We start from the raw sequence: 22,602 nt of genomic DNA, 5'->3' as shown, positions 1-22,602 counted from the left end.
ATGATAAGGTGAGAACGTTAGCATAGAAGGAGAGACATAATCGATGTATAAAGGTTACTTAATTGACTTAGACGGTACAATGTATCGGGGAGAAGAACAAATTGAAGAAGCGAGCGACTTCGTAAAAGCATTAGGAGAGCGCGGTATTCCGTATTTATTCGTTACAAATAACTCAACTCGTAAACCAGAACAAGTGGCAGAAAAACTTGTTCGTTTTGATATTCCAGCGAAAGCAGAGCAAGTATTCACAACGAGTATGGCGACAGCGAACTTCATTTATGAACGTAAACAAGATGCAACTGTATATATGATTGGTGAAGAAGGTTTACATGATGCACTTGTGGAAAAAGGATTTGAACTTGTGGATGAAAATCCTGATTTCGTTGTTGTCGGTTTAGATCGTGACATCACATATGAAAAATTAGCAAAGGCGTGTCTTGCTGTGCGTAACGGCGCAACGTTTATTTCCACAAATGGAGACATTGCCATTCCGACTGAGCGCGGATTATTACCAGGAAACGGTTCATTAACATCAGTTGTAGCAGTATCAACAGGTGTGGATCCAATCTTTATCGGAAAACCGGAATCAATCATTATGGAACAAGCGCTAAAAGTGCTTGGTATAGGAAAAGATGAAGCATTAATGGTTGGGGATAACTACGATACAGACATTTTAGCGGGAGTAAATGCTGGCATGCATACGCTTCTTGTCCACACTGGAGTCACAACTGTGGAGAAGTTAACAGAATATGAAGTACAACCAACGCAAGTTGTGCATAACTTGACGGAGTGGATTGAGAAGATGTAATGAAATGCAGGTAACCGGAAGAGGTTACCTGTTTTTTTATGCATAATTGCATATGTACTATAAGTATATAAAATGTAAAATTTAAATGTAATGATGTAAGGGGGAGAGAATAAGAATGTACTGGATGTCATGTATTATGTTTGTTTTTACATTATGTGTTTTGTTTTTTGTTCTATGGAAAATATATAAAATAAATGAAATGAAAAAAAGCGCAGGAAAACTGATTTCAATGTATCCTCGGGTGAAAAGACGTTGGATTGCGTTACTTGGACCAGCGTATTTCATTGGACAATGTATGTATATATATGCTCGGTATGTAAGTGGCGATATTGATACAGTTGAACAGTTTTTCATTCAGCTAGGTATTCATGCTGTAGCAAGTTGTTTTATGACTTTAATAGCCATCCATCTTATTAAAAGTGTACAAATATATGAAAAAGGTGTAGTAGACGGATTAAACTTTTATTCATACGAAGAATTGAAAGGCTATAAAACATCAACATGGGAAAATCCAAAAGAAAATATATTTTTATATCGTGGGCGAGAAAAAATGAATGATAATGTGAATTTACTTATTAGACAGGAAGATATGAATGAATTAGAAAGCATTCTTCAAAGGTATATTCCGAAATTAATGATGAAATGAAAAACTCCGGTTGTTAAAGCCGGAGTTTTTTTATTAAAATGCACGATTCACAACATCTTTAACTTCTTCAAGGTATTGTTTACGCACATTATCATCCACAGAAGGAACACTTGTATAGAATGTGTGCTCAATTGTTTCAATGCCTGTAAATTCAAAAATACCAACATCCGCTGTTTTCTTCATTGCGTCAAACATACCGCCTGCTGTGTATGCTTCTTTCGTATTGCCCATTGTAGATAGTAATAATCCTTTTTTACCGCTTAATAATTTTTCAATGCCGTTTTCACCGTAAGCATAAGCAAATCCGTGGCTAAACACACGGTCAACGTATCCTTTTAAAATAGCAGGAAGTCCCGCCCACCAAACTGGATAAATGAATGTAATGCTATCAGCCCAAGAGATATGCTCTTGCTCTTCTTTAATATCGTCTGGTATGTTGCCTTGAGAAAATGAGATGAAATCGGAAGCGCCTAATACTGGATTAAAGTTTAACTCGTATAGATCGCGAACGCGTACTTCATGATCTTTTTCTTCTAATTCACTTTTTACCGTTTCTAAAATCGCATGGTTGAAGCTTTCTGTATTTGGGTGTGCATAAACGATTACATGTTTCATTGTTCTTCCTCCTATTTGTGGATATATGAGTAGTTTTTAATCATGTAACTATTATGGTTACTTCTTTTGTGAAAGTCAAATAATACATATGTATAAAAAGACGCCAAAAATCGCCTTTCTATACTCCGCTCATACAAAGAACAAAGAAAACAAATAAAATGATGACAATACCAATGCCAAAGTTAAATACGAGAGTACTATCCATATTATGTAACCTCCTTGTTTGAAAGTAAAAAGCACTCTAGCCAAGAGTGCTTTTTTATTTTGAGTCTACTTCGCAACTTTTAGAAAGGGATTCATGTGTGTAAAGAGTTACATTATTTTATGTGTTTATGCTTTGAAATGAGTAAGTCCTTGTAAGGTATAGAAAAAAAGACACTCTTTCGAGTGTCTTTCAAGATGACAAAATGTGCCAATTGCTTGAGTTTGATAAGGCGCTAATATCCGTTTTAACGCCTTTTCTTTGATCAAGAAGTGTAGCAACAGCGATTCGAATACATTGTACCATTTGTTTCATAGGTGCGCGTATGCAATTGTGCATATCTTAATTATGAGGTAGGTAATGAACTATGAATGATTTGAAGTGATTTACTTACGATTTCTTCTGCGGCATATATGCCGATTGCATCTGTTTTTACAATATGGGGTTGTAAATGATTATATGTTGCCCCTAATTCACCATGAAGTGGCGCGAAGGCATAGTTCGCCTTTTCAAGCATGCATAAATCAAGTAAAGAATCCCCAGCTGTAATAATAGTATCCATTTGTAGTATTTCTTGTATATATTGCACGGCGTCCCATTTGTTAATTGGTTTTGGTACAAAGTATAGTTTCCTACCTTGAAGTGAATGATTCCAGCCCTGTTTGTCTAACCAGGAAGTGAAGGATGATAATTCATCATAAGGAATGTTCTCTCGTTTAATGATGCAATAGTGGAATAAATCATCAGCCGTTTTTTGTGATATAACCCAATCTTTATGAGCGATTTGTTCAAATTCCTTTAGTATATCGTTCCTCTCTATACATTCTACTGAAATTCTTTTTTTTATTTCTTTGTTCCAAGTAACATCTTGCTTACCGTTATGAAGGATATTACCGCCGTTACTTGTAATGGCATATTTAGGAATGATTTCATTTTGGAATAAAGTAATACGTTGAAATTGTTCAATCGTTCTTGTTGTAACTGGGATAAAATATGAATGCAGTTGCAATTTTATTAGTAGTGAAATGGTTTTATGTGTTATGAAAGAAATTTCTTTTCCATCTAAAGTTTCAATGAGCTGAATTGAATTATCTTCTATATGAGCACGAAATGATTTACGGGAATAAATAAGTGTCTGATCAAGATCACTGGCGAAAATCATATCGTATTCCCCCTAAGAGGCTTAATGAGTCCGCAACATGAATAAGTCATATTCTCATATATTTCAACAGGGACATTCTTTTCTTTAGCGAGAAGTAAAATATGCCTTAAATCAGGAGTGTCTTGCTTTCGTATTAAAATTTTCCACGGTATTCTCCGGAGTAATACGCGAGTTGTTTCACCGACTCCTGGTTTAATTAGATTAATATCATCAATTTCAAAGTGAGTTTGGATAGATTGTATATCTTTTAATCCTTGCCAAGATGGATCGGTGTATGTTGAAGCAATATAATGTAATTGATTATCTATATGAGAATGAACAGAAGGGAATAAATCTGTTATCTCATCGATAAAGAAATTTGATAAATCTTCTTGTTCTAGCTCTTTATAATATTTAACACCATGAAAATCATTTGGGCCAATATAGGTGTCATTTAGTACAGTGCGGCTAATTAGTCCAGAGACGGTCGCATTTAAGCAAGCACTAGGGATAAGAAAATCTTCGCGTGTACCGTAAATTGAAGTACAGTAACCGGGATCAGCAAGTACAGCCATACAATGAGAAAGGTGTGTATTATTTCTCTCGTTAAATGTATGTACTGCCTGTTCCAATTCCTTTTTTATTGCACCCTTTCCAGTCCAGCCATCAATGAATTGAATTGTTTCTTTAGGATGATGTTCTAAAATATAGTGAAGTGCATTTTCATCGATGCCGCGTCCACGAACAATAGAAATACAATAGTGAGGTACATCAAGGTTATATTGATAGCGTATGTAGCGTTTTATAAGAATACCAATAGGTGTACCAGCACGCGCTAATGAGATGAGGACGAGATTCGTTCCTTTAGTCTGTATAATTTGTTCAGCGACAACTCCGACAGCGATGGCTAGTTTGTGTTTGTAATGTTGCAGGGAAGAAAAGAATAAATCCATATATGCTTTAGATGGTTTATATTCCGTTGGTAACATTTCAGAATAATGTATGCCAGCTTGAATGGCTTGTTCTCTCGTTTCTGTGGAACTTTCTTTCATTAAATCGCTAATATCTTTTAATAGAAAAATAGCATCATTTGGATCGTAACTACTAATATGGGAATTTACCTTTACCATAATTATCAACCTTCCTTTTCTATGCTATTTGAAAATGAGACGATATGAATACAAGGAATAACTGTTTGTAACTGCTGTAGAAGAGGCGATAAGGCTTCTTCTCCTACATCACGTTCCATAAACACAAATACTTCATCGTATTCATGGGGTGAAATATTATAAAAGTAATTTGTAATAGTAGAATCTTCGGGATTTGGATACGAGAAATGATTATGAATGGCGTAGTTCACATCATTTGAAACAGGGTGGATAGGGCTTCGTGTTGTAGATTGATATAAAATATTTTCACCCATTTCAGCAGCAATTTTCATTGGAATATACATAAACTCACCCGTTCCGAGGCAGAGTGTTCGTTTTCCAATTCTTTTTCTTTGTAACATTTTTCCTGCTTCTTGAGCAAAAGAATGAATGTGCTTTTGTTCATAGGATGAAATGCCAAAGCGTCCAGTATATTTTATATAATTTGATGTATAGGATAATGCCGGACAAATAATCGTATGTTTTTTGAAATAAGGTTTTGTTTTTTCAATATGAGTATCTGTTTTTGTAATATTCAATGGCTGGCCAGTTGGGTGAATGCGGCCTTCTAATAAAGAAATAACATGAATTTTTATTTGAAGTTCTTCTTCTAGTTGTTTAAATTGTCTTCTATTAGTATTAGAACGCCAGTCTAATAACGAAGCGATGGTATACTCTTCTCGTGGAAATTGCTGTTGAATAGACCTGATAATATTTAGTGCGGTTTTCCCAGTTGTCATCTCATCATCTACGAGAACAATTGGATTGTTGTTTTGAAAAAAGCTTTTATCTACATAACAACGGTGTGAGGTTGCATGGGAATGTTCTTCCTCAAATGTAATGACAGATTCGAGATTGGGTATCGATTCCCTAGTTGTATGTACATACTTTGCATTTTGAAAGCATTGAAACATAGAATGGCCAAGTGCTGTTGCTGTTTCAGCGAATCCGATAAATAACACTTCTTCTTGTAAGGGATATTGATAACGAAATACTTCCTCTGGAATTTTATCAATTTCTAATGAAATAAGATTTAAAATTTCTTTTTGAAATGGATGAAAAGTATTATGTAGTATTTCCATATATCTTGCAGCGAGAGCAAATCCACTTGCTAGAGAGACTGCAGGTTTAATAGGAAGATGCTTTCCAAGAATTGTACTTACAAATAAAAAACTCCGCTTTTTATTGATCCTCGCAGCCATTTGAAAAAGATTGTCTAACTCTAAGTTATATGGATTATCACGTACTTCTACATGAACCTTTATATTATTCAAAACGTTATACGTGTTGTTTTGCGTTTGTAATAAGGAGATCGGTGAATTGTTTGTTTTCATGTAGCACCCCGTAAATATTAGATTTTAAAATGGTTTTGCGAGCCCAGTTATAATGGGGCTTTACTTCATTCATTTTGTTAGCAAAACTGCTTTTTAGCACTCCGTTATACGTATTTGCATGTTGTAAAATTGACCTTGCGTCTAAATAATCTTCCATTGTAACAATGTGCATTGCTTGTACAACTTTAATATGAGATGGGTGAATGACTGTCTTTCCGATTAATCCATTTGCATGGTCAAGCGATACCTCTTGAATGAGCCCTTCTTTGTAATCATTAGAAAAATATTCCCATACACATCCTGAAATAACATATCCATTTGTTGCTCTGGAGAAAATATTAATAATGTCGGAAATACAATCACGAACAACAGTAATATGATAGATAGGGGTGTATTTATTACGCCGAATACCAAATATGCTTGAAAAATCAGTAGCACCAATGCGTACATTTAAGATGTAATCACGATAGGAATCTAGTAGATCTTTTATTTGTAACAATGATTCTACACGTGTTTCTCTATACATAATTTCTGGTGATTCTAAAATCGGCATTCCATAAAGGGATAATGAATATAGCTTGTTTATATAGGCAAGCTGATCGATATAAGACTTTCCATTAACGGGTGTGAATTTTGGAAAGACAAAACCACATAAGCAATGAACCGCACTACCTAATTCAGTAACAATTGTCCTCATTTGACTTGGCTGTCGAACTCTAATAAAAAGAAGGGGGATGTCTGCTTGATTTAGTATGTTAGCACTGACCAAGTTGGCGATTTGCTGTATTTGAAAGACGATATTTTGCTCTGCAAACTTTACTTCCTTATCGCTGATAGAGTCTTCTAGACAAAAAATAATCGAGGTAGCTTCCACATGTTTTTTTCTAATTATATCTTCCGCGATCGTTTCTTTCGTGCCAGGAGTATATAGTGTAGCACCTAATGCGTACGCTAATTGCTCTTTCTCTATATTTTTTGAAAAACTAAGAGGTTCTTTATAGAAAAAATTTTGACGTTCTTCTAAGGAGAGATAAGAAAAATAATTCAAATTGTCACCACCTTATTTCAAATGATTCTGTTTAATCGTAACATAATAAGAAAAATCTTCCATAAAAATAAAGCGAGAAATTAAAAAAACATATTGAGAAAGATGAATTATAAGATGAGTATCGAATATTGTTAGTAGAAATATAATAGGGGGAAGAGAAAGGTGGATATACATAAGTTAACAGTAGAAGAAGCAAATGAGATAAATACGTGGACGTACGAGGAGCCATATAATCTATATAGTTTTTCAGGAGAGGCTGAAGTAATAGAAGAGCTATTAGATGGGACGTATTATGGTTGTTTTGACGATAAAGGAGAGTTCATCGGCTATTTTTGTTTTGGAAAAAATGCACAAGTTCCAGGTGGAAGAGATGCTCATTTATATGGCGGAGAAGATGTAATGGATATCGGACTTGGCATGAAGCCAGCGTTAACAGGGAAGGGGATGGGCGAAATGTTTTTGCAAGCTGGGATAGCGTTTGTTGTGAAAGAATATAAGCCGAAAACGTTGCGACTTAGTGTTGCGACATTTAATACAAGAGCGACTAAGCTATATAAAAAAATAGGTTTTCAGCAAGGTCCTATTTTTTTGAGCCGCGGAAGGGAATTTATGCTCATGGAATACGAAAGACCGTCAGTATGAAACTGACGGTCTTTCATATTTTATCCCGCTTTAATGGGCAGTAAGACCGCCACCTCAAAATTCAGCGAAAGCAAAGAATTTAGGTGGGGGATCAACTGCCCATAAAACCCCCACTGATTAAAGTCTTACTTTATTCCGAATGCTCAGCTCTGTGCGCTAAGCGACTTGAAGCAGCGGCAGCAATTCCGCCAACGATATCATCAAGAAATGTGTGCACCTTTCCAGTTGATTTATCATTTAAGTATTCTAAAATACCAGGTTTTAATTTATCGATATATCCAAAGTTCGTGAAACCGATAGAGCCGTACACGTTAACGATAGAAAGTGCGATAACTTCATCAATTCCGTATAAGCCTTCATCACGTTTTACGATATCTTGTAACGGCTCACTTAACATTCCTTTTTCAGCAAGAACATCGAGTTCGATACCAGTAATTAGTGCATTCTGTACTTCACGTTTTGATAATACACGCTCAACGTTATAACGGCATTCTGACATCTCTAAATTTGGATGATATTTTTTTTGAAGAAAATGAACAAGTTCAGCAATATCGTCAATTGTTACACCACGTTCTTGTAATAGTTGTAATGCTCTTTCTTGTAGTTGATTTGATTCTTTCATGTTTATCACCTTTTTTTCTTTTTAGTATTTGTATACGTTTCGTTGCTTTATCATGTGCATAGGAATGAAAGGCGAGCACAAGCTCATATATATAAAGAAAAACCATAGGTGGCGACTGCGATGATTCATCATATTTATGAGCATTATCACATGCATGTTAAAGAATTAATCCCCCTTGGCCCCTATAAAAGCTTTTGGATTCGCAACAAAATTTATGTACTTGTTCCAATTGGAGAAATGGAGGAAGAAGTACTTGTAGAGATGAAAAAGCTCAGTGACTATATGAACCAGCAAGGGGATATAACTGTAGCGACTTTCGTTCCGACTATACACGGGTACTATGTAAGTGAGATAGAAGAACAAAATTACTGCTTATTAAAAGGTATGCGCGCGTTAGAACGACATGCTACGTCATTAGGAAGTGAGCTTTCTATATTCCATAAACGAGGTGCATTCTTTCCAGAAGAAATTGAGCAATTAAGCCGCATTGGTGAATGGAAAGCGTTATGGGAAAAAAGGCTCGATCAGTTAGAAAAGTTTTGGCAATCACAAGTGATGAATCACCCTACAGACGTATTCGATCAATTGTTTATCGAATCCTTCCCGTATTACTTAGGAGTTGCAGAAAATGCCATTCAATATGTTGTTGATACAGAGATGGATGATACGCCACAACTAACTGATGCCGCAACAATTTGCCAAGAACGATTCACACCTTTATTATGGCATCAAACGAAGCGTCTCAAACTTCCTTTTGACTGGGTGTATGATCACCCAACTCGAGATATAGCAGAATGGATTCGCTATATGATGATAGAAAAAAAGAAAGACTGGGAGCAAACAATTGTTCAATTTGTTACAGATTATGAACGGAATTATTCGCTATCCTCATTTGGTTGGCGCCTATTATTTGCAAGGCTCTTGTTCCCGCTTCACTATTTTGAAACAGTCGAACGATATTACCAAACTGGAAATGAAGAACAAAAAAGCATATATAGAGATCGCTTAGAAGCCATTTTACACGATGTGAACCGCTCTGAGCAATTTATGAAGCACTTTTATGGCTCACTTCGTTTACCAGTTGATAAGCTCGGGATTAGAAAATTAGATTGGCTGTCTTAAAAATATAAAAAAGAGACCGAGTGAGGTCTCTTTTTTATATACCACAATTGTATGTAATACATTATGCCCCTACTTGTTGCTCTGCACATATATTTAAAACGAATTGATGTTTTTCGAGTTTTTCATTTACTTTACCCAATAATTCTTGCTGGATTTCTTTAAATAAAAATTGATAGCTCGCATTCCATGTTGGTATAACGGATGAAAGGCCTAATAAATATTCTTTTTTCTTTTCTAGTTCTTGAATTGTTAAAAAAGTGTTCCCCATTTTTGGCATGTGTCGTCCCCCTATGTTTTTTACTTTATATGTGTGAACGATTCACTATATAGTATCAATTATCGCATTTTTTGAGAAGGATTTCCAATTTTGTTTTATGATGTTAACGGATAAGTGTTATTTGAATAAAAAAAGGAGACCAAATTTGGTCTCCTTTTAGAAAGTGACTTTGAACGAGCCGCTTCCGCTTTTAATTAAAATACTTGTTCTACTTCGATAACGCCTGGTACTTCTTCAAGTAATGCGCGTTCGATACCAGCTTTTAGTGTGATTGTAGAACTTGGGCAGCTTCCGCATGCACCCATAAGGCGTAATTTTACGATACCTTCTTCAATGTCTACTAATTCAACGTCTCCGCCATCGCGAAGTAAGAATGGACGTAATTTATCTAATACTTCTAGTACTTGTTCTTGCATATGTGGGTTTTCCATTTTTATCGACTCCTTTCATCAGTTTTATTATAATCAAGATAGAGGGGAAAATCTATTTTTTCTCTTCTTGTTTTATTGTCGAAATATTGTATCGTGTTTTTTCAGTATAGGGGTATGGAATAAGTTTGTAAAATGATGTGCTTATGTACTAAGACATCTGAATATACTGTTAGAACAAGAAGTGGGGGGAGAAGAAATGGTTAATGTGCAAGTGTATGGGACGAAAGTAATTTGTGCAAGCTGCGTTGGAATGCCATCTTCAACAGAAACGTTTGAGTGGTTACAAGCAGCAATTGGTCGTAAATATGAAGGACAAGAAAATAAATTTAATTTCGAGTATATTGATTTTCAAGAAGAACAAGAAGATGAAGACAAAAAAGCATTCGCAGAGCGTGTAGTGGAGGAAGATTTATTTTATCCGGTCGTTCTTGTAAACGGAGAAATTGTTGGAGAAGGAAATCCTCGTTTGAAGGATGTTTACGAAGAAATCGAGAAGTATTTATAAAGTAGGAAGTCTTTGCGAATTTGCAAAGGCTTTTTTTATTGGAGGGATAGATGTGGAGAATGTAGTAAAGCATGCGTTACCAAAAGAAGTAGAGCAGTTGATGGAGCAGTACATAGGAGGACTGGAAGAAATTTTTTTAGATGAAAAAATAGTCGGGGTGTATATTTACGGATCCATCGCACTCGGTGCATTTCATACAGAAACGAGTGATGTTGATTTTGTTACGGTAATAAGTGATTCTGTGAATGAAGCTGAAAAACAGAAACTGGTAGAACTTCATAAGAAACTTGGCGGTAGTACGTTAGGTAAAAGAATGGATGGTATGTATATTCCACTAGCTGATTTAGGAAAATACAATGATGAAATGAATGAGTACGTGTATTGTGCAGATGGTAAGGCGAATATAGGTCATTGGGACATTAATGCAGTCACATGGTGGACATTGAAAAATCAAGGTATTACAGTTATCGGGAAAGAAGCAGAGGATCTCCCGTTTCAAATAAGGTGGGATGATGTAGTAAATACGATGAAATACAACGTAGAACAGTACTGGAGTGGAAAGGCGAAGCAGCCATATTTATTCTTTATAGAAGAATGGGTAGAATCAGCGGTCGTTACGATGGGGCGTATTTTATATACACTAGATCATAAAACAATCGTTTCAAAAGATAGAGGACTACAATACTTATTAGAACATCCAGCGGAAGAATGGGAGCTTTTATTAAAAGAAGTAGCAAGAATACGGCAGAATCCAAAAGAAAAGCGAATGCTCTCAAGGTGGAGAAGGGCAGATATGACAAAGAAGTACTTACTGCATTTAATTAAAACATGTAGAGAGAAATGGTAGGGAAGAAAATGGGCAATACATTGTGGTGTATTGTCTTTTTTTACATAAAATTTGGTATATAATGGTTAAAAAGGTTTAATTATACTGGAGGGGATATGATGGACACGGAATTAGTTACATATAAAGAAAAGAATGTACAAATGAGTATGCTAGAAGTAATCAGTATGATAATAATTATTTTTGGGGTAATGTATGGAATTGGTTATTTGAACTTTTTATATGACTTCTCATTATATCCGTGGTATGTAAATCATCTTATTCCGCCTTTAACATTTCTCACTATTATTTTAATATATTCACCAGCAAGAAATTACTGTTTGGAGCTATTAAAATCAATACAGTTCAATCATTTTAAACATTATGTAACAATAGTAATGACGATAATCGTACTGCTTATATATCTTGCGGTGTTAAATTTAGTTTTATCAAATGGGCTTCGTGTGGGTGAATCTAATATAGTGATAGAGCCTACTTCAAGTGAAATCATTCTATACGTAGTTGTGCTCACAATTTTTGTGCCTATTTGGGAGGAAATTGTATTTCGAGGTATGTTTTTTATGAAATTATCTCAGCGCTTCTCTACACTTAGTAGTGCCGTTATAAGTGCTTTCATATTTACTTTAGGGCATCCCCTTACAGTAGGGAGTATTTTATATATTTTTGGTATAGGGATATGTTTAGCCTACACCTATAAGAAAACAAACAATTTACTCGTTCCAATTGGAATTCATGTATTAAACAATTCATTTTATTTATTAGTAAATTTTCAACTATAAAAAGAAGCCTCTTTGAAAAGGGCGTCTTTTTGTAGTGTCTTTACACACATTGTGTAGGGACAAGGTAATACAAAATATAGATAGTTTCATGTGAAACATTTTTATTATCAAATATGTAAAATGCTTAACTTAGTGTATTGAACGTATCATTCATAAGTATTCTAATATATTTAAGTGAAGGCTATTTTGAATGGCAAGAAGTATATGAGAATAATAAGAAGTTAAGTGAAGATGAGCTAGAAGAGTATCGATTTTACATTGAGGAAAATGGTTGGGGGCTCTAGTGAGAACTCGTTCATTTTGAAAAGGAGAATCTTGTGAAGGTTCTTCTTTTTTACTTGGAAACACCATACGGATTGAAATTTTGTAAAATACAATAAAAAATGAGAATTTGAGGTAGGCTTGTCAATAACGTGAGACTATGGCACTATATAGAAATGCTATACAAATTTTATTTATCGAGATGTAAACATCAAATTTGATTTTTACGTATAAATAATGAACGGAGGAAATGAATTTATGGCTACTTTACCAAATTGTCCAAAATGTAATTCAGAATATACGTATGAGGATGGCGTTCTTTTCGTATGTCCAGAATGTGCTCATGAGTGGGGCCAAGAAGCAGAAGCTGAAAATAATGATGGTGCAAAAGTTGTAAAAGATGCGAACGGAAACGTTCTTCAAGACGGCGATGCTGTTACTGTCATTAAAGATTTAAAAGTAAAAGGAACTTCTTCAGTTGTGAAGATCGGTACGAAAGTAAAGAGCATCCGTCTAGTGGATGGCGATCACGATATTGATTGCAAAATCGACGGTTTCGGAGCTATGAAGTTAAAATCACAATTTGTTAAGAAGGCGTAAGTAAAAAGAGGAGGCGACTAGCCTCCTCTTTTTATTATGTCATTTTTTGTCGGTAAGTCGATATTCCTTGTCGAATCGCCGATATAATTAAAGTTACGATCGATATATTTCAAAAATCGCCGATATAATTTGAGTTACGATCGATATATTTCAAAAATCGCCGATATAATTTGAGTTACAGTCGATATATTCAAAAAATCGTCGATATAATTTTACTCACCGAGAAAGGTGCATCATTTACCGAGCAAAAAGCAAGATTTACCGTCCGCCATAGTCAATCTCCTTCAACTGACACCGCTTATTAAAGAAAGTTTTATAGCCAAGCTGTAAAAAGATAATGACAGCAAAAGCGGTACTTCCTGAAATACCAAGTATAATTGCGATTTGATATTGAATGGCTGTAAATGGTGATACACCAGATAAGATTTGACCAGTCATCATGCCCGGTAAGCTTATAATTCCCATTCCGACCATCGAATTGATTGTTGGTAAAATAGCGGAGTCAAAAGCGTCGCGTATGAGCGGAGCAGCGGCTTCTTTCGGTGTGGCACCGAGCATAAGTGCCCCCTCGATTTGACCTCTTTGCGATTTCATATTGTTTAAGAATGTATTTGCACCGAGAGAAACACCTGTCATCGCATTCCCAACTAACATTCCGGTAATCGGAACGATATATTGCGGGGCATACCATGGATCGTGTCCGATAATAACAAAGATAAATAGTAGAAGTGGCCCAATTGATCCGGCGACCATGGAAAGAGCGGCTACTCGTTTTAAGTCTTTTGACATTGGGATGTTGACTCGTTTATAAATATTAAAAATTGCAAAGGTAGTAATAGAAGTAATGAGAGCAATTGTATAAAATGGATTACTATTTTCAAATACGTATGTAAGGACATAGGCAACAAGTACGAGCTGAATCGTCATACGGAACGTTGCGAGCGCGATTTGTTTTTCGCGAGGTATCCCTTTTAATTTCACGAGCCCGATTAAAATAAGAATGAAAATATATGCAGCGGCAAGTTGCCAAATTTGGAGTTCAATCACGCCCTTCAACTGAGAGCACGTCCTTTCTAGTTGCACCGTTTGCTTTACTAATCTCAATAATATCGTCTGCAATTTCTTCTGGAAGTTGTTGCGAGTGTGTGATGAAGATAACTGTTTTGTTCTTTTCTCTTGCTAGCGTAGTAAATTGTTTCATAACGCGTCGTTCTGTATCGCTATCTAGCGCCGAAGTTGGTTCATCTAATAAATAAACAGGTGGATCCATAAGTACGATACGTGCAAAAGCAAGTCGTTGTTTTTCCCCGCCTGATAATGAATTAGCGTTGTCTTCTAAATTTTTTTCTAAGCTAACAATCTTTAATGCGCTTTGCAAAATATCATCATTTGGAAAGTTTTTTTCAGAAAGACGAAGTCCCATTAATAGATTGTCTTTAATGGTTCCATCGAAAATAGGTGGCGTTTGCCCAAGCATGACTACGTCACGTCGTAATTGAATAGGGGGATAGTCAGAAATTAATTTTCCGTTATATTCAATTGTTCCAGATGTTGGAGATTGTAAGTCATTTAACATACGGAGCAGTGTGCTTTTTCCGCTCCCACTCTCACCGATTATACATGTGATTTTTTCTTTTTGAATCTGTAAATAAGGAATGTGCAGTATATCTTTATATGTAACGTCTTTTAATATAAACATAGATGGCTCCTTTCTGATTCTAGTTCTATCGTATCAAAAAAGAGAAGGTAACGGTTATAAAGAGCAACGTTTTTTCTTCGTCTTGATTTCTATTAATAAGTTAAGTAAACGATCTAATTCTTGGCTGAAAGAAATTACTTTATGATGAGTGAATCCATATTGTTCAACGAGATGAATCAACTCTTTCTTCTTCGCTTCTATTCGATCGTTTAGTTTCGTTACGTTCATAAGTGAAATGGAATGCCTCCTGTAAAAGTATTTACAACACAAAAAATAAGACCGAATGAATTCGGCCTTAAAGGAAATAAAACAACTTATCAATAGCATACACTGTTTATTGGTAGTTTTTAATATGAAAATGAAAAATAAATCATGATTCATATTGAGAAAGATGTGTCTGATAATTATATTTTAACGAATAAGAGAGGCTGCCTACTTAGTAGACAGCCTGTAAAGTATTAACCGTTATGATATTTGTACATCCAGAGGATACCGGATTTTAATAACCTCGGTACACGTCCCATTAATGGCTGGTTTGCTAGTAAACCAAAGCCATGCTTCTTACCAAGAGAGCCGAGAACACCTTTTAATTTAATGACAGGTAGTTCGTCAGGAAGCGGTTCATTATTCCAACGTTTCAATAATATTTGGACAATTTGTTCTCCTTGCCCTTCAGCAAGTTGTGCAGATGGTGCGTGTGGAAGTGCTGCACAATCTCCTACAACATATACGTGCTCGTTATTTGGAATATTGTGATATTTTGTTAAAACAACCCGTCCGCTACCATCTTGTTCAACTGGAAGGTTTCGAACAACTTCATTTGCTTGAATACCAGCTGTCCAGACGATTGCATCACATTCAAGTGGTTCATCGTGGTTGTACACAATATTTGGCTCTACTTTTGTAATGTTAGAGTTTCGTATGATAGTAACTTTATGTTTTACGAACCATTCTTCTACATATCTACTTAATTTTTCTGGATATGGGAATAGAATTCTATCTTTTCGGTCAAATAAGTAAATTTTTAAATCAGAACGGCTTTCGCGAAGTTCACTTGCAACTTCAACGCCACTTAATCCAGCACCAACGACAGCTACCGTTGCATTTGGTTCTAGACTATTTAATTGTTCATATGTCTTACGTGTTTGTTCAATCGATTGTAGGCTATGTGTATATTCCTTCGCCCCAGGAACGTTATGGTATTTATCCTCACAGCCAAGTCCAATAATTAAATCATCATATTGGATCGCTTCGCCGCCATCGAGATGAACAGCTTTTTCTTCGAGATCAATATTTGTTACTGTGCCGTATTGAATATTGAGGCGTGGGTGTTCAGGAAACGGTATACGAATATGCGTTTCTGAAATAGTACCCGCAACTAATGCATAATATTCAGTTTTGAAGCAATGATATGGTACTTTGTCGATTAATGTCACTTGTACATCATCTGGAAGTTGGTTGCTTGGAAGTAGCCGCTGCAGAATTCTCATTCCACCGTAGCCGCCACCTAATATTACGAGGTGTTTCATGATGGATTACCCCTTTTCTGTTGAAATATCCCCTAATCATAAAATTTTATATTAATAAAATATTTTGACTTTACTCAATCAAATTATATCGAATTTGTGAACAAATAACAATGCATGAATGAATACTCTGTTGTACAATAAGAAGAAAAGTAGAGTAAACTGTTTTTCTTATTTAGTTACCATTTCATCGCAAGTAGCATGTTATATAAAATAAAACCATCTACTTTGAAGTGAAATAGTGAAGTAACTAAATAGTTTAGGATGTATAACGAAAACAACAAGAGACAGCTTAGTTTTCTTCTTATAGATAAAGTCAGAAGGTAATTTGTTTTGTAGTACAGGGGGGAGAATTTTGATTAAACCATTAATTGAATTTTGTGTAGGTAACCTTGCGAGTGGCTCACAAGCAGCTTTAGAGAAATTAGAAAAAGATCCGAATTTAGATGTAATGGAGTATGGTTGTTTAGGATATTGTGGCATTTGTTTTGAAGGACCGTTTGCACTTGTAAATGGTGAAGTTGTACAAGGTGCTACAGTAGAAGAGCTTGTTAATAATGTATATGAGTATTTGGATGAAAATCCAATGTTTTAAGGTGTTGCAATCGGCAGCACCTTTTTCTTTTTCTATTAGATAAAATCTTCTTTCGCATGGGGGGATAATATTGTATGTAAATAAAAAAAGGCCCTTTTAGAAGGGCTTTTTTTCTTACACCATTTGTGCAAGAATGGCTCATCGCCAAATGTTGTCAAATATGAGAAACGGGGGACATTCATATTGTGTTCTAAAAGCGTGCATTTTATACTTAACATAACAAATTATTTTTGGAGTGAATACAAATGAGCCAATTTTCTTTTACAAAAATGCATGGTCTTGGCAACAGTTATATATATGTAAATATGTTTGAAGAACAAATTCCTGAAGAAGATTTAGCTCTTGTGGCGGAAAAGGTTTCAAATATTAATACTGGTATTGGAGCAGATGGAATGATTTTAATTTGTCCATCTGACGTAGCGCCGGTGAAAATGCGCATGTTTAATAATGATGGATCAGAAGGAAAGAGCTGTGGTAACGGCTTACGCTGCGTAGCGAAATATGCGTATGAGCATAAACTAGTAGAAGATACAGTTTTCACAATTGAAACGTTAGCTGGCATTGTAACGGCGGAAGTAACGGTAGAAGAAGGGAAAGTTACATTAGCGAAAATCGATATGGGAGCACCTCGTTTAACACGTGAAGAAATACCGATGCTTGGTGAAGGGGAAACACCATTTATTCGTGAAAACTTCTTATACAATAATCATCGTTATGCATTTACAGCTGTTTCAATGGGAAATCCGCATGCGGTTATTTTTGTTGATGATGTAGAACAAGCACCTCTTACAACACTTGGTCCAGTCCTTGAGACGCATGAAATGTTCCCGGAACGAGTAAATGTTGAATTTATCGAGATTTTGAATGAGGAAGAGATGAATTTCCGCGTTTGGGAACGTGGATCCGGTGTAACACAAGCTTGCGGAACAGGGGCGTGTGCTGCAGTTGTAGCCTCTATTTTAAATGGAAAGATGGAACGTGGTAAGGAAATTACAGTTCATTTAGCTGGCGGCGATTTAATGATTGCATGGACAGAAGAAGGAAACGTGTTAATGAAAGGACCAGCGGAAGTAATTTGCCGCGGAGTGTATGAGTACAAGATAGAAGCGTAAAGATGTATAATAGAATGAGAACAGAAAGGATGGTGTATTTCATGATTGAAGTTACAGAGCAAGCAGCTTTTCAAATTAAAGATATGTTAAAAGATGCTGAAGATGGAGAGAAGTACGTGCGCCTTGCTGTACACGGCGGCGGATGTAGTGGTCTTTCTTACGGCTTAGGATTTGAAGTAGAACCAAAAGAAGACGACACAGTTCTTGAGTTTTTCGGTGTTGAATTTGTTATCGATAAAGAGAGTGCTCCAATTGTTAAAGGAGTAAAAATTGATTATAAACAATCTATGCTTGGCGGCGGATTCACAATTGACAATCCAAACGCAATCGCATCATGCGGATGTGGATCATCTTTCCGTACAGCGACGAATGCTGGTAAGCCAGAAGAGTGCTAAGTTTTTAGCAGGAATAGAAAAAGACCTTTTTAGCGATGGAATAAAATAATCGTTAAAAAGGCCTTTTCTTTTGGCGTAAAAGTCCAATTGGTAATGGCTCATTAAAGTTTTACTTTATCTTTGCATAGATGCAAGTATCAGTTAGTTGCTTGCCGTCAGCTGAAAGATCTTCATTACGTAATATCCCTTCAAGCTCAAAGCCTAGTTTTTCAGGAATCGCACGACTTTTCGTGTTATGAGATTCACATCGTATTTCGATCCTTCTAAAGTTGAATAACTGAAATCCAAGGTTTATTAACGTACTTACTGTTTCGGTCATATAGCCACTGCCACTAAATTGCGTGTTAACCCAGTACCCAATTTCACATTTAGAAACATTCCAATTAATTCGGTGAAGGCTAGCCGTTCCAACAAAATCATTCGTCTCCTTATGGTAGATAAGATAGCGAAAGCTTTCTCTTTTCAAAAAATCTAAATGCGCATTTCTCAGGAGAATTTCCGTTTCTTCAACAGTAGGAATTGACTGGAATAAAGACAACCATGGCTTTAATTCAAGAATTGAATCTTTAATAGCTTCATGTACTACATTCCCTTCACCAGCTTGAAGTGGTGCCCGAAGGATGAGTCTATCTGTTTCTATTTGTAACGGAACATCTAACAAAATGGGATTCATATTATTTCTCCTCTCGAAACCTTTAAATTAGGACAGAATGAAACTTATGTAAAAAACTTTCGCTCAAAAGTTAGAAAACAATAAATACATATTCACTTCATCATTTAGAAATCCCTTTTCATATATTGAAGACGAAACTGCTAGTTGGTACAAAAAATGGCTGCTGAAGTAGCTTTATGTTATTCAACTAATGTATGAGTTAGTTGAATAAGGAATTATTATTTTTCATCTATTTTCTTATGATTTTTGTCTTTTGCATAATTAGAGGTTGGTTTATGTGCATGAAGAAGTTTAACGAAGTGGTAGCAACTCATCCAAGTTTAGAATCCATACTTATTCCAAATGTTGATGGAATAAGTATGGATTCTAAAGTGAAGAAATAATCATTATCTTACAAAAGTGTAATGTTCATGTCATGTTTTTGAATTTCTTCTTTAAGCTCTGTGCTTTAAGATAACAATATAAGAAAAACACATGAGGTGAAGGAAATGAAAAGATACATTGCACTGTTTAGTATTTTAGTTGTATTTGCAAGTTTGTTAGTTGGTTGTGATATTAACCGTATGGGTAAAGATGAGTACTACGTTCAAATTAAGACTGATGGAATTGAGAAGAATGAAAAAGCTGATGGTGGTCAGCCATTCAAATCATTTGAGTATAAGTTACCTGCATTTGATAAAGAAGGTAAAGAGAAAGAATTAGAATTTACAGCTGTGAAAAACCTTCGTAAAGAAGCGTTCTTACGCTTATACCATTCAGATAAAAAAGGTGTAACGGCTTGGGAAGAAGTGAAGAAAGACGAGCTTCCTGCGAAAGTGAAAGAAAAACTAGGCGTGAAATAAGAAAGAAAAAGGAATTGACGAACAGGGTCAATTCCTTTTTATATTCTCAAAATCCTCTTCTGAAATGACTTTCAATCCATGTCTTTTGAATAAAGCAGTTGTTACCCCGTAACCAGTTTGTTTATTCCCGTTAAATTCTCCCGTATAAATTGTAGAACTACCACAAGAGGGACTGCGTTCTTTTAAAATAATATATTCTGGGCGCAAATCTTTCATTTGTTCTAATGCTTTATAAGCACCATTTACGAAAGCTTCCGTGACATCTTCCCCATCTTTTGTCATCACCTTTGCTTTTCCATCCAACACGTCATCGCCATTCCCGCCAATAATTTCAGCTGAGGGACGAGGCGTTGGTAGTCCGCCTAATACTTCAGGGCAAATGAGGAGTGTCTCTTCTTGCTGCAGCAAATCCCCTATTTTTGAAACGAGATTGTCATTTCCATCATACCGACAAGCAATACCACCTAAACAAGCGCTAATTACGATCATATTTTCATCTCCACTAAAAAATATTAAATAGCACGCCAAATTTCCTTCCTGCCTCTTACTTATAAATGAGGTGATAAAAATGGGAAGCTTATATAACTTAATGAAACCATATAGTGAATTTCGAAGTAAAGAAGAGTTTAATACATATCAAAGACAAGTTTTGAAGTGCTATCGATTCCAATTAAATAAAACGGATACTACCATCATTCATTTTTTAGGGAAGTATGCGGTGAATGAGAAACTGAAAACAGTGGGAGTTGCTTGTCCATTAATGGAGACGATTGCGACGAATGTTGGAAAAAGTATTCGTACAATACGCCGCTCTATTGCAAAGTTAGAGGATTTAGGAATTATAAAGCGTGTTTTAACAAAAGAAAGACATAAGCGCGGCGGATATAGTGCGAACTTATATGTATTTCTTACATCTGCAATTGACCGCATGGATGACCGTATGAAAATGTCCGCATGTGAAAGTGAGGATCGTGCAGCTGGCTGTAGTAAAAATGAGCAAAAAAATGAGGGGGAAACAATTCTGTCTAAAAACTTTCCACAAATAAAAGAGAATAGAAAAGGAACGTACGAACTTGATGAGACGTATTGCCGTCATGATATACCGAAGCCTTTTATATATGCACTTCTACCGATGACGAGTAATCCGAAGAAGATTAATATATTTTGGAGTAAGGTGGAACTTGCATATAAAAAGAGTGGGTTACTAGAGCAAGGTGTTTTACTGGAGCAAATATTAGCTGATGAAGAAGTGTATGGAAATTTCATTTGGCGCGTGAAAAGTGTTGTGAGAGCGTATAAATACGGAGAAATCCGTAAAAATGTGAAGGCTCTTTTATATAGTACAGTGCGGGATTTATTTTTAGAAGTTGGATTAGAATGGGGAGCAGCTGTGAGAAGAAGTAAGGGAATACCGTTATTTGATCCGTTTAAAAAGGAGCCATGCGTATAACGCATGACTCCAAGTAGTTAATCAAACTTTCTCACAACTGGAACACGAATCGCTACAAATAGTACGAAGACGATAACGGCGATTGCACCACTTTTCATAACGGTTACGATTGGAATTCCAAGTGCAAGCGCGATGGATGTGAATGCATAAGAAAGCGGGATAAAGCCCATTGATGATAGCATAAGCAAACTCATTACGCGTCCCATCATTTCTTCTTTTACTGTCGATTGAATCATCGCCATCAGTGGAACGATAGCCATTGCGATTGTAATACCGTAAAACATGCCAGCTAATAATGCTTGCCATAGTACAGTGCTAAAGTTGATGGATAAGAAGAAGACACCAGACAGTAGCATCATGATAATGCAAAATAGACCGCGTCTACGATTAATATTTTTTAAACCGACAATGACAGCGCCTATTGCCATTCCGCCACCTACAGATGCTTCTAAGTAACTAAACTGAAGCGAGTCACCATGCAGAACATTTTTAATGAAAAGCGGGAAACCGACTTGCATCGGACCGATTAAAAATAAGTTTAGAAAGGCGCTACAAATAAGGAAAGTTGAAAGGAATGGCGATTCTTTTACATATAAAATTCCTTCTTTAATAGAAGTGAACATGCTCTTGTCTGTATTTTGCTGCTCTGGCATCGTAAATTGTATTTTTTGAACGAGTATGGCTGCGATAATGAGTAATAAAATTGTAATTGAGAAAATCGTTTCATAGTTCGTAAATTTGATAAGAATGCCGCCAAGTACAGGGCCTAAGATGACCGATGCTTGGTTTGTCATTTGTGTAAGTGAGTTTGCTTGTGTTAAACGGCTTTTTTCTACAAGTTCAGGCAAGATAGATCCATCAGCTGACCAGAAAAAAGCATCAGCAAGCCCGAAGAATAAAGCGAATAAAGCAAATGTATATAGTGTTACATCACCTACGATAAACCATGTAAGGATAGTTGCGACAAGAATAGCACGAACAATATTAGAATAAAACATAATGTTTTTTTTCGGGAATTTATCAGCTACAGCGCCGCCGATAATCATAAAAATAAGCCTTGGAACACTAAGAGCTACGAAAACCACACCGAGTGATGCCTCAAGGTTTAATGTTTTTGCTATGTACCACGTTTGTGAAAAAGTAAAAAAGGCTAAAGCGAAACTTGAAAAAAGAGTAGCTGCCCAAAGAAAAAGGAAATTCGTATTTTTTAATAACGGTTTTCCGCTTCCTTCTAAAGCAGATTTATTTTGTTGTAGTTCCTCCATATTGCTTCCTTTCTATGTGA

29 protein-coding genes are annotated in these 22,602 nt (G+C 35.8%); 14 read left to right on the top strand and 15 right to left on the bottom strand.

Annotated elements, in window-relative coordinates; genetic code table 11:
- Positions 1-43 precede the first annotated feature (43 nt).
- Positions 44-808 (top strand): TIGR01457 family HAD-type hydrolase, encoded by a 765-nt coding sequence (locus EKQ63_RS26350; protein ID WP_000276470.1) that lies wholly within the window; start codon positions 44-46, stop codon positions 806-808.
- 115 nt (positions 809-923) lie between these two features.
- On the top strand, positions 924-1,454 hold the full coding sequence (locus EKQ63_RS26345) for a DUF5673 domain-containing protein (RefSeq protein WP_087954991.1): 531 nt from the start codon (positions 924-926) through the stop codon (positions 1,452-1,454).
- 33 nt (positions 1,455-1,487) lie between these two features.
- Here EKQ63_RS26345 and EKQ63_RS26340 read toward each other — a convergent pair whose 3' ends face one another.
- The 5 genes from EKQ63_RS26340 to EKQ63_RS26320 form a co-directional block, all read right to left on the bottom strand.
- A complete protein-coding gene (locus EKQ63_RS26340; RefSeq protein ID WP_087995173.1) occupies positions 1,488-2,069 on the bottom strand; it encodes an NAD(P)H-dependent oxidoreductase in 582 nt (193 codons plus the stop codon).
- A 548-nt stretch (positions 2,070-2,617) separates the two neighbouring features.
- On the bottom strand, positions 2,618-3,433 hold the full coding sequence (locus tag EKQ63_RS26335; RefSeq protein WP_087954989.1) for an HAD family hydrolase: 816 nt from the start codon (positions 3,431-3,433) through the stop codon (positions 2,618-2,620).
- The gene (locus tag EKQ63_RS26330; protein WP_143881644.1) at positions 3,430-4,542 is read right to left on the bottom strand and encodes a cysteine protease StiP family protein; all 1,113 of its coding nucleotides are present in this window, start codon (positions 4,540-4,542) and stop codon (positions 3,430-3,432) included. Before EKQ63_RS26330 ends, EKQ63_RS26335 begins: the two co-directional genes overlap by 4 nt.
- Positions 4,543-4,547: 5 nt before the next feature.
- Entirely contained in the window at positions 4,548-5,894 is a 1,347-nt protein-coding gene (locus EKQ63_RS26325; protein ID WP_087954987.1) for a phosphoribosyltransferase family protein, read from the bottom strand.
- Positions 5,839-6,942, bottom strand: a complete 1,104-nt coding sequence (locus EKQ63_RS26320) for an HpcH/HpaI aldolase/citrate lyase family protein (RefSeq protein WP_087954986.1) — start codon at positions 6,940-6,942, stop codon at positions 5,839-5,841. Before EKQ63_RS26320 ends, EKQ63_RS26325 begins: the two co-directional genes overlap by 56 nt.
- A gap of 162 nt (positions 6,943-7,104) precedes the next feature.
- Between EKQ63_RS26320 and EKQ63_RS26315 the strand changes: the two genes are divergently transcribed.
- The gene (locus EKQ63_RS26315; RefSeq protein ID WP_088326872.1) at positions 7,105-7,584 is read left to right on the top strand and encodes a GNAT family N-acetyltransferase; all 480 of its coding nucleotides are present in this window, start codon (positions 7,105-7,107) and stop codon (positions 7,582-7,584) included.
- Between the two features lie 130 nt (positions 7,585-7,714).
- Here EKQ63_RS26315 and EKQ63_RS26310 read toward each other — a convergent pair whose 3' ends face one another.
- Positions 7,715-8,206, bottom strand: coding sequence for a phosphatidylglycerophosphatase A family protein (locus EKQ63_RS26310; RefSeq protein ID WP_000665103.1), 492 nt, complete (start codon positions 8,204-8,206; stop codon positions 7,715-7,717).
- A 120-nt stretch (positions 8,207-8,326) separates the two neighbouring features.
- Between EKQ63_RS26310 and yutH the strand changes: the two genes are divergently transcribed.
- Positions 8,327-9,328 carry a spore coat putative kinase YutH gene (yutH, locus tag EKQ63_RS26305; protein WP_087954983.1) on the top strand — a complete coding sequence of 334 codons (1,002 nt, stop codon included), beginning with the start codon at positions 8,327-8,329 and terminating at the stop codon, positions 9,326-9,328.
- Positions 9,329-9,389: 61 nt separating this feature from the next.
- Here the strand turns inward: yutH and EKQ63_RS26300 are convergent, their stop codons facing one another.
- A complete protein-coding gene (locus tag EKQ63_RS26300) occupies positions 9,390-9,605 on the bottom strand; it encodes a hypothetical protein (RefSeq protein WP_001125496.1) in 216 nt (71 codons plus the stop codon).
- A gap of 194 nt (positions 9,606-9,799) precedes the next feature.
- On the bottom strand, positions 9,800-10,036 hold the full coding sequence (locus EKQ63_RS26295; RefSeq protein ID WP_000431159.1) for a NifU family protein: 237 nt from the start codon (positions 10,034-10,036) through the stop codon (positions 9,800-9,802).
- A gap of 196 nt (positions 10,037-10,232) precedes the next feature.
- Here EKQ63_RS26295 and EKQ63_RS26290 point away from each other — a divergent pair, with 196 nt between their 5' ends.
- The 4 genes from EKQ63_RS26290 to phnA all read left to right on the top strand — a co-directional run bounded on the left by EKQ63_RS26290 (position 10,233) and on the right by phnA (position 13,025).
- Complete coding sequence (locus tag EKQ63_RS26290) at positions 10,233-10,541, top strand: YuzD family protein (protein ID WP_000248590.1); 309 nt, start codon at positions 10,233-10,235, stop codon at positions 10,539-10,541.
- Positions 10,542-10,593: 52 nt separating this feature from the next.
- Positions 10,594-11,388 carry a nucleotidyltransferase domain-containing protein gene (locus EKQ63_RS26285; protein ID WP_143881643.1) on the top strand — a complete coding sequence of 265 codons (795 nt, stop codon included), beginning with the start codon at positions 10,594-10,596 and terminating at the stop codon, positions 11,386-11,388.
- A gap of 98 nt (positions 11,389-11,486) precedes the next feature.
- The gene (locus EKQ63_RS26280) at positions 11,487-12,164 is read left to right on the top strand and encodes a CPBP family intramembrane glutamic endopeptidase (protein WP_087954981.1); all 678 of its coding nucleotides are present in this window, start codon (positions 11,487-11,489) and stop codon (positions 12,162-12,164) included.
- Between the two features lie 519 nt (positions 12,165-12,683).
- Positions 12,684-13,025, top strand: a complete 342-nt coding sequence (phnA, locus tag EKQ63_RS26275; protein WP_000212737.1) for an alkylphosphonate utilization operon protein PhnA — start codon at positions 12,684-12,686, stop codon at positions 13,023-13,025.
- Positions 13,026-13,283: 258 nt separating this feature from the next.
- Here phnA and EKQ63_RS26265 read toward each other — a convergent pair whose 3' ends face one another.
- The 4 genes from EKQ63_RS26265 to EKQ63_RS26250 form a co-directional block, all read right to left on the bottom strand.
- Positions 13,284-14,081: an ABC transporter permease gene (locus EKQ63_RS26265; RefSeq protein WP_087995169.1), complete on the bottom strand. Its 798-nt coding sequence runs from the start codon at positions 14,079-14,081 to the stop codon at positions 13,284-13,286.
- Positions 14,065-14,724 carry an ABC transporter ATP-binding protein gene (locus tag EKQ63_RS26260; RefSeq protein ID WP_087995168.1) on the bottom strand — a complete coding sequence of 220 codons (660 nt, stop codon included), beginning with the start codon at positions 14,722-14,724 and terminating at the stop codon, positions 14,065-14,067. Before EKQ63_RS26260 ends, EKQ63_RS26265 begins: the two co-directional genes overlap by 17 nt.
- 54 nt (positions 14,725-14,778) lie before the next feature.
- Complete coding sequence (locus EKQ63_RS26255) at positions 14,779-14,952, bottom strand: aspartyl-phosphate phosphatase Spo0E family protein (protein WP_001103326.1); 174 nt, start codon at positions 14,950-14,952, stop codon at positions 14,779-14,781.
- A gap of 230 nt (positions 14,953-15,182) precedes the next feature.
- On the bottom strand, positions 15,183-16,253 hold the full coding sequence (locus tag EKQ63_RS26250) for an NAD(P)/FAD-dependent oxidoreductase (protein ID WP_000682074.1): 1,071 nt from the start codon (positions 16,251-16,253) through the stop codon (positions 15,183-15,185).
- Positions 16,254-16,605: 352 nt separating this feature from the next.
- On the opposite strand from EKQ63_RS26250, the gene EKQ63_RS26245 reads away from it, so the two are divergent.
- The 3 genes from EKQ63_RS26245 to EKQ63_RS26235 all read left to right on the top strand — a co-directional run bounded on the left by EKQ63_RS26245 (position 16,606) and on the right by EKQ63_RS26235 (position 18,352).
- Positions 16,606-16,845 carry a YuzB family protein gene (locus EKQ63_RS26245; protein ID WP_000595026.1) on the top strand — a complete coding sequence of 80 codons (240 nt, stop codon included), beginning with the start codon at positions 16,606-16,608 and terminating at the stop codon, positions 16,843-16,845.
- 245 nt (positions 16,846-17,090) lie between these two features.
- Positions 17,091-17,957, top strand: a complete 867-nt coding sequence (gene dapF, locus EKQ63_RS26240) for a diaminopimelate epimerase (protein ID WP_048528380.1) — start codon at positions 17,091-17,093, stop codon at positions 17,955-17,957.
- A 41-nt stretch (positions 17,958-17,998) separates the two neighbouring features.
- Positions 17,999-18,352: a HesB/IscA family protein gene (locus EKQ63_RS26235; RefSeq protein ID WP_000573822.1), complete on the top strand. Its 354-nt coding sequence runs from the start codon at positions 17,999-18,001 to the stop codon at positions 18,350-18,352.
- A gap of 109 nt (positions 18,353-18,461) precedes the next feature.
- On the opposite strand, the gene EKQ63_RS26230 is transcribed toward EKQ63_RS26235, so the two are convergent.
- Positions 18,462-19,025, bottom strand: coding sequence for a GNAT family N-acetyltransferase (locus EKQ63_RS26230; protein ID WP_087954977.1), 564 nt, complete (start codon positions 19,023-19,025; stop codon positions 18,462-18,464).
- 281 nt (positions 19,026-19,306) lie between these two features.
- Between EKQ63_RS26230 and EKQ63_RS26225 the strand changes: the two genes are divergently transcribed.
- Entirely contained in the window at positions 19,307-19,408 is a 102-nt protein-coding gene (locus tag EKQ63_RS26225; RefSeq protein WP_223290772.1) for a methyltransferase, read from the top strand.
- A 105-nt stretch (positions 19,409-19,513) separates the two neighbouring features.
- Positions 19,514-19,867 (top strand): YxeA family protein, encoded by a 354-nt coding sequence (locus tag EKQ63_RS26220; protein WP_087995152.1) that lies wholly within the window; start codon positions 19,514-19,516, stop codon positions 19,865-19,867.
- Between the two features lie 27 nt (positions 19,868-19,894).
- Here the strand turns inward: EKQ63_RS26220 and EKQ63_RS26215 are convergent, their stop codons facing one another.
- Positions 19,895-20,356, bottom strand: coding sequence for a 2-thiouracil desulfurase family protein (locus tag EKQ63_RS26215; RefSeq protein WP_087996055.1), 462 nt, complete (start codon positions 20,354-20,356; stop codon positions 19,895-19,897).
- A gap of 79 nt (positions 20,357-20,435) precedes the next feature.
- On the opposite strand from EKQ63_RS26215, the gene EKQ63_RS26210 reads away from it, so the two are divergent.
- Entirely contained in the window at positions 20,436-21,317 is an 882-nt protein-coding gene (locus EKQ63_RS26210) for a helix-turn-helix domain-containing protein (protein WP_143881642.1), read from the top strand.
- Between the two features lie 17 nt (positions 21,318-21,334).
- Here the strand turns inward: EKQ63_RS26210 and EKQ63_RS26205 are convergent, their stop codons facing one another.
- On the bottom strand, positions 21,335-22,582 hold the full coding sequence (locus EKQ63_RS26205; RefSeq protein WP_087954972.1) for an MFS transporter: 1,248 nt from the start codon (positions 22,580-22,582) through the stop codon (positions 21,335-21,337).
- Positions 22,583-22,602 lie beyond the last annotated feature (20 nt).

It is taken from the genome of Bacillus sp. BD59S (assembly GCF_007363175.1).
In the GTDB taxonomy this organism is placed as follows: domain Bacteria; phylum Bacillota; class Bacilli; order Bacillales; family Bacillaceae_G; genus Bacillus_A; species Bacillus_A pacificus.
Note: the sequence above shows the minus strand (reverse complement) of the source record. Positions and strands in the feature narration are given on the sequence as shown.

Bases quoted from the DNA above. Each gene is read 5' to 3' on its own strand.
- EKQ63_RS26300 (WP_001125496.1), bottom strand. From the start codon at position 9,605: ATGCCAAAAATGGGGAACACTTTTTTAACAATTCAAGAACTAGAAAAG.
- yutH (WP_087954983.1), top strand. From the start codon at position 8,327: ATGATTCATCATATTTATGAGCATTATCACATGCATGTTAAAGAATTA.
- dapF (WP_048528380.1), top strand. From the start codon at position 17,091: ATGAGCCAATTTTCTTTTACAAAAATGCATGGTCTTGGCAACAGTTAT.
- EKQ63_RS26340 (WP_087995173.1), bottom strand. From the start codon at position 2,069: ATGAAACATGTAATCGTTTATGCACACCCAAATACAGAAAGCTTCAAC.
- EKQ63_RS26255 (WP_001103326.1), bottom strand. From the start codon at position 14,952: ATGAACGTAACGAAACTAAACGATCGAATAGAAGCGAAGAAGAAAGAG.
- EKQ63_RS26230 (WP_087954977.1), bottom strand. From the start codon at position 19,025: ATGAATCCCATTTTGTTAGATGTTCCGTTACAAATAGAAACAGATAGA.
- EKQ63_RS26210 (WP_143881642.1), top strand. From the start codon at position 20,436: ATGGGAAGCTTATATAACTTAATGAAACCATATAGTGAATTTCGAAGT.
- EKQ63_RS26280 (WP_087954981.1), top strand. From the start codon at position 11,487: ATGGACACGGAATTAGTTACATATAAAGAAAAGAATGTACAAATGAGT.
- EKQ63_RS26295 (WP_000431159.1), bottom strand. From the start codon at position 10,036: ATGGAAAACCCACATATGCAAGAACAAGTACTAGAAGTATTAGATAAA.
- EKQ63_RS26310 (WP_000665103.1), bottom strand. From the start codon at position 8,206: ATGAAAGAATCAAATCAACTACAAGAAAGAGCATTACAACTATTACAA.
- EKQ63_RS26335 (WP_087954989.1), bottom strand. From the start codon at position 3,433: ATGATTTTCGCCAGTGATCTTGATCAGACACTTATTTATTCCCGTAAA.
- EKQ63_RS26290 (WP_000248590.1), top strand. From the start codon at position 10,233: ATGGTTAATGTGCAAGTGTATGGGACGAAAGTAATTTGTGCAAGCTGC.
- EKQ63_RS26225 (WP_223290772.1), top strand. From the start codon at position 19,307: ATGAAGAAGTTTAACGAAGTGGTAGCAACTCATCCAAGTTTAGAATCC.
- EKQ63_RS26235 (WP_000573822.1), top strand. From the start codon at position 17,999: ATGATTGAAGTTACAGAGCAAGCAGCTTTTCAAATTAAAGATATGTTA.
- EKQ63_RS26325 (WP_087954987.1), bottom strand. From the start codon at position 5,894: ATGAAAACAAACAATTCACCGATCTCCTTATTACAAACGCAAAACAAC.
- phnA (WP_000212737.1), top strand. From the start codon at position 12,684: ATGGCTACTTTACCAAATTGTCCAAAATGTAATTCAGAATATACGTAT.
- EKQ63_RS26250 (WP_000682074.1), bottom strand. From the start codon at position 16,253: ATGAAACACCTCGTAATATTAGGTGGCGGCTACGGTGGAATGAGAATT.
- EKQ63_RS26260 (WP_087995168.1), bottom strand. From the start codon at position 14,724: ATGTTTATATTAAAAGACGTTACATATAAAGATATACTGCACATTCCT.
- EKQ63_RS26205 (WP_087954972.1), bottom strand. From the start codon at position 22,582: ATGGAGGAACTACAACAAAATAAATCTGCTTTAGAAGGAAGCGGAAAA.
- EKQ63_RS26345 (WP_087954991.1), top strand. From the start codon at position 924: ATGTACTGGATGTCATGTATTATGTTTGTTTTTACATTATGTGTTTTG.
- EKQ63_RS26330 (WP_143881644.1), bottom strand. From the start codon at position 4,542: ATGGTAAAGGTAAATTCCCATATTAGTAGTTACGATCCAAATGATGCT.
- EKQ63_RS26215 (WP_087996055.1), bottom strand. From the start codon at position 20,356: ATGATCGTAATTAGCGCTTGTTTAGGTGGTATTGCTTGTCGGTATGAT.
- EKQ63_RS26350 (WP_000276470.1), top strand. From the start codon at position 44: ATGTATAAAGGTTACTTAATTGACTTAGACGGTACAATGTATCGGGGA.
- EKQ63_RS26220 (WP_087995152.1), top strand. From the start codon at position 19,514: ATGAAAAGATACATTGCACTGTTTAGTATTTTAGTTGTATTTGCAAGT.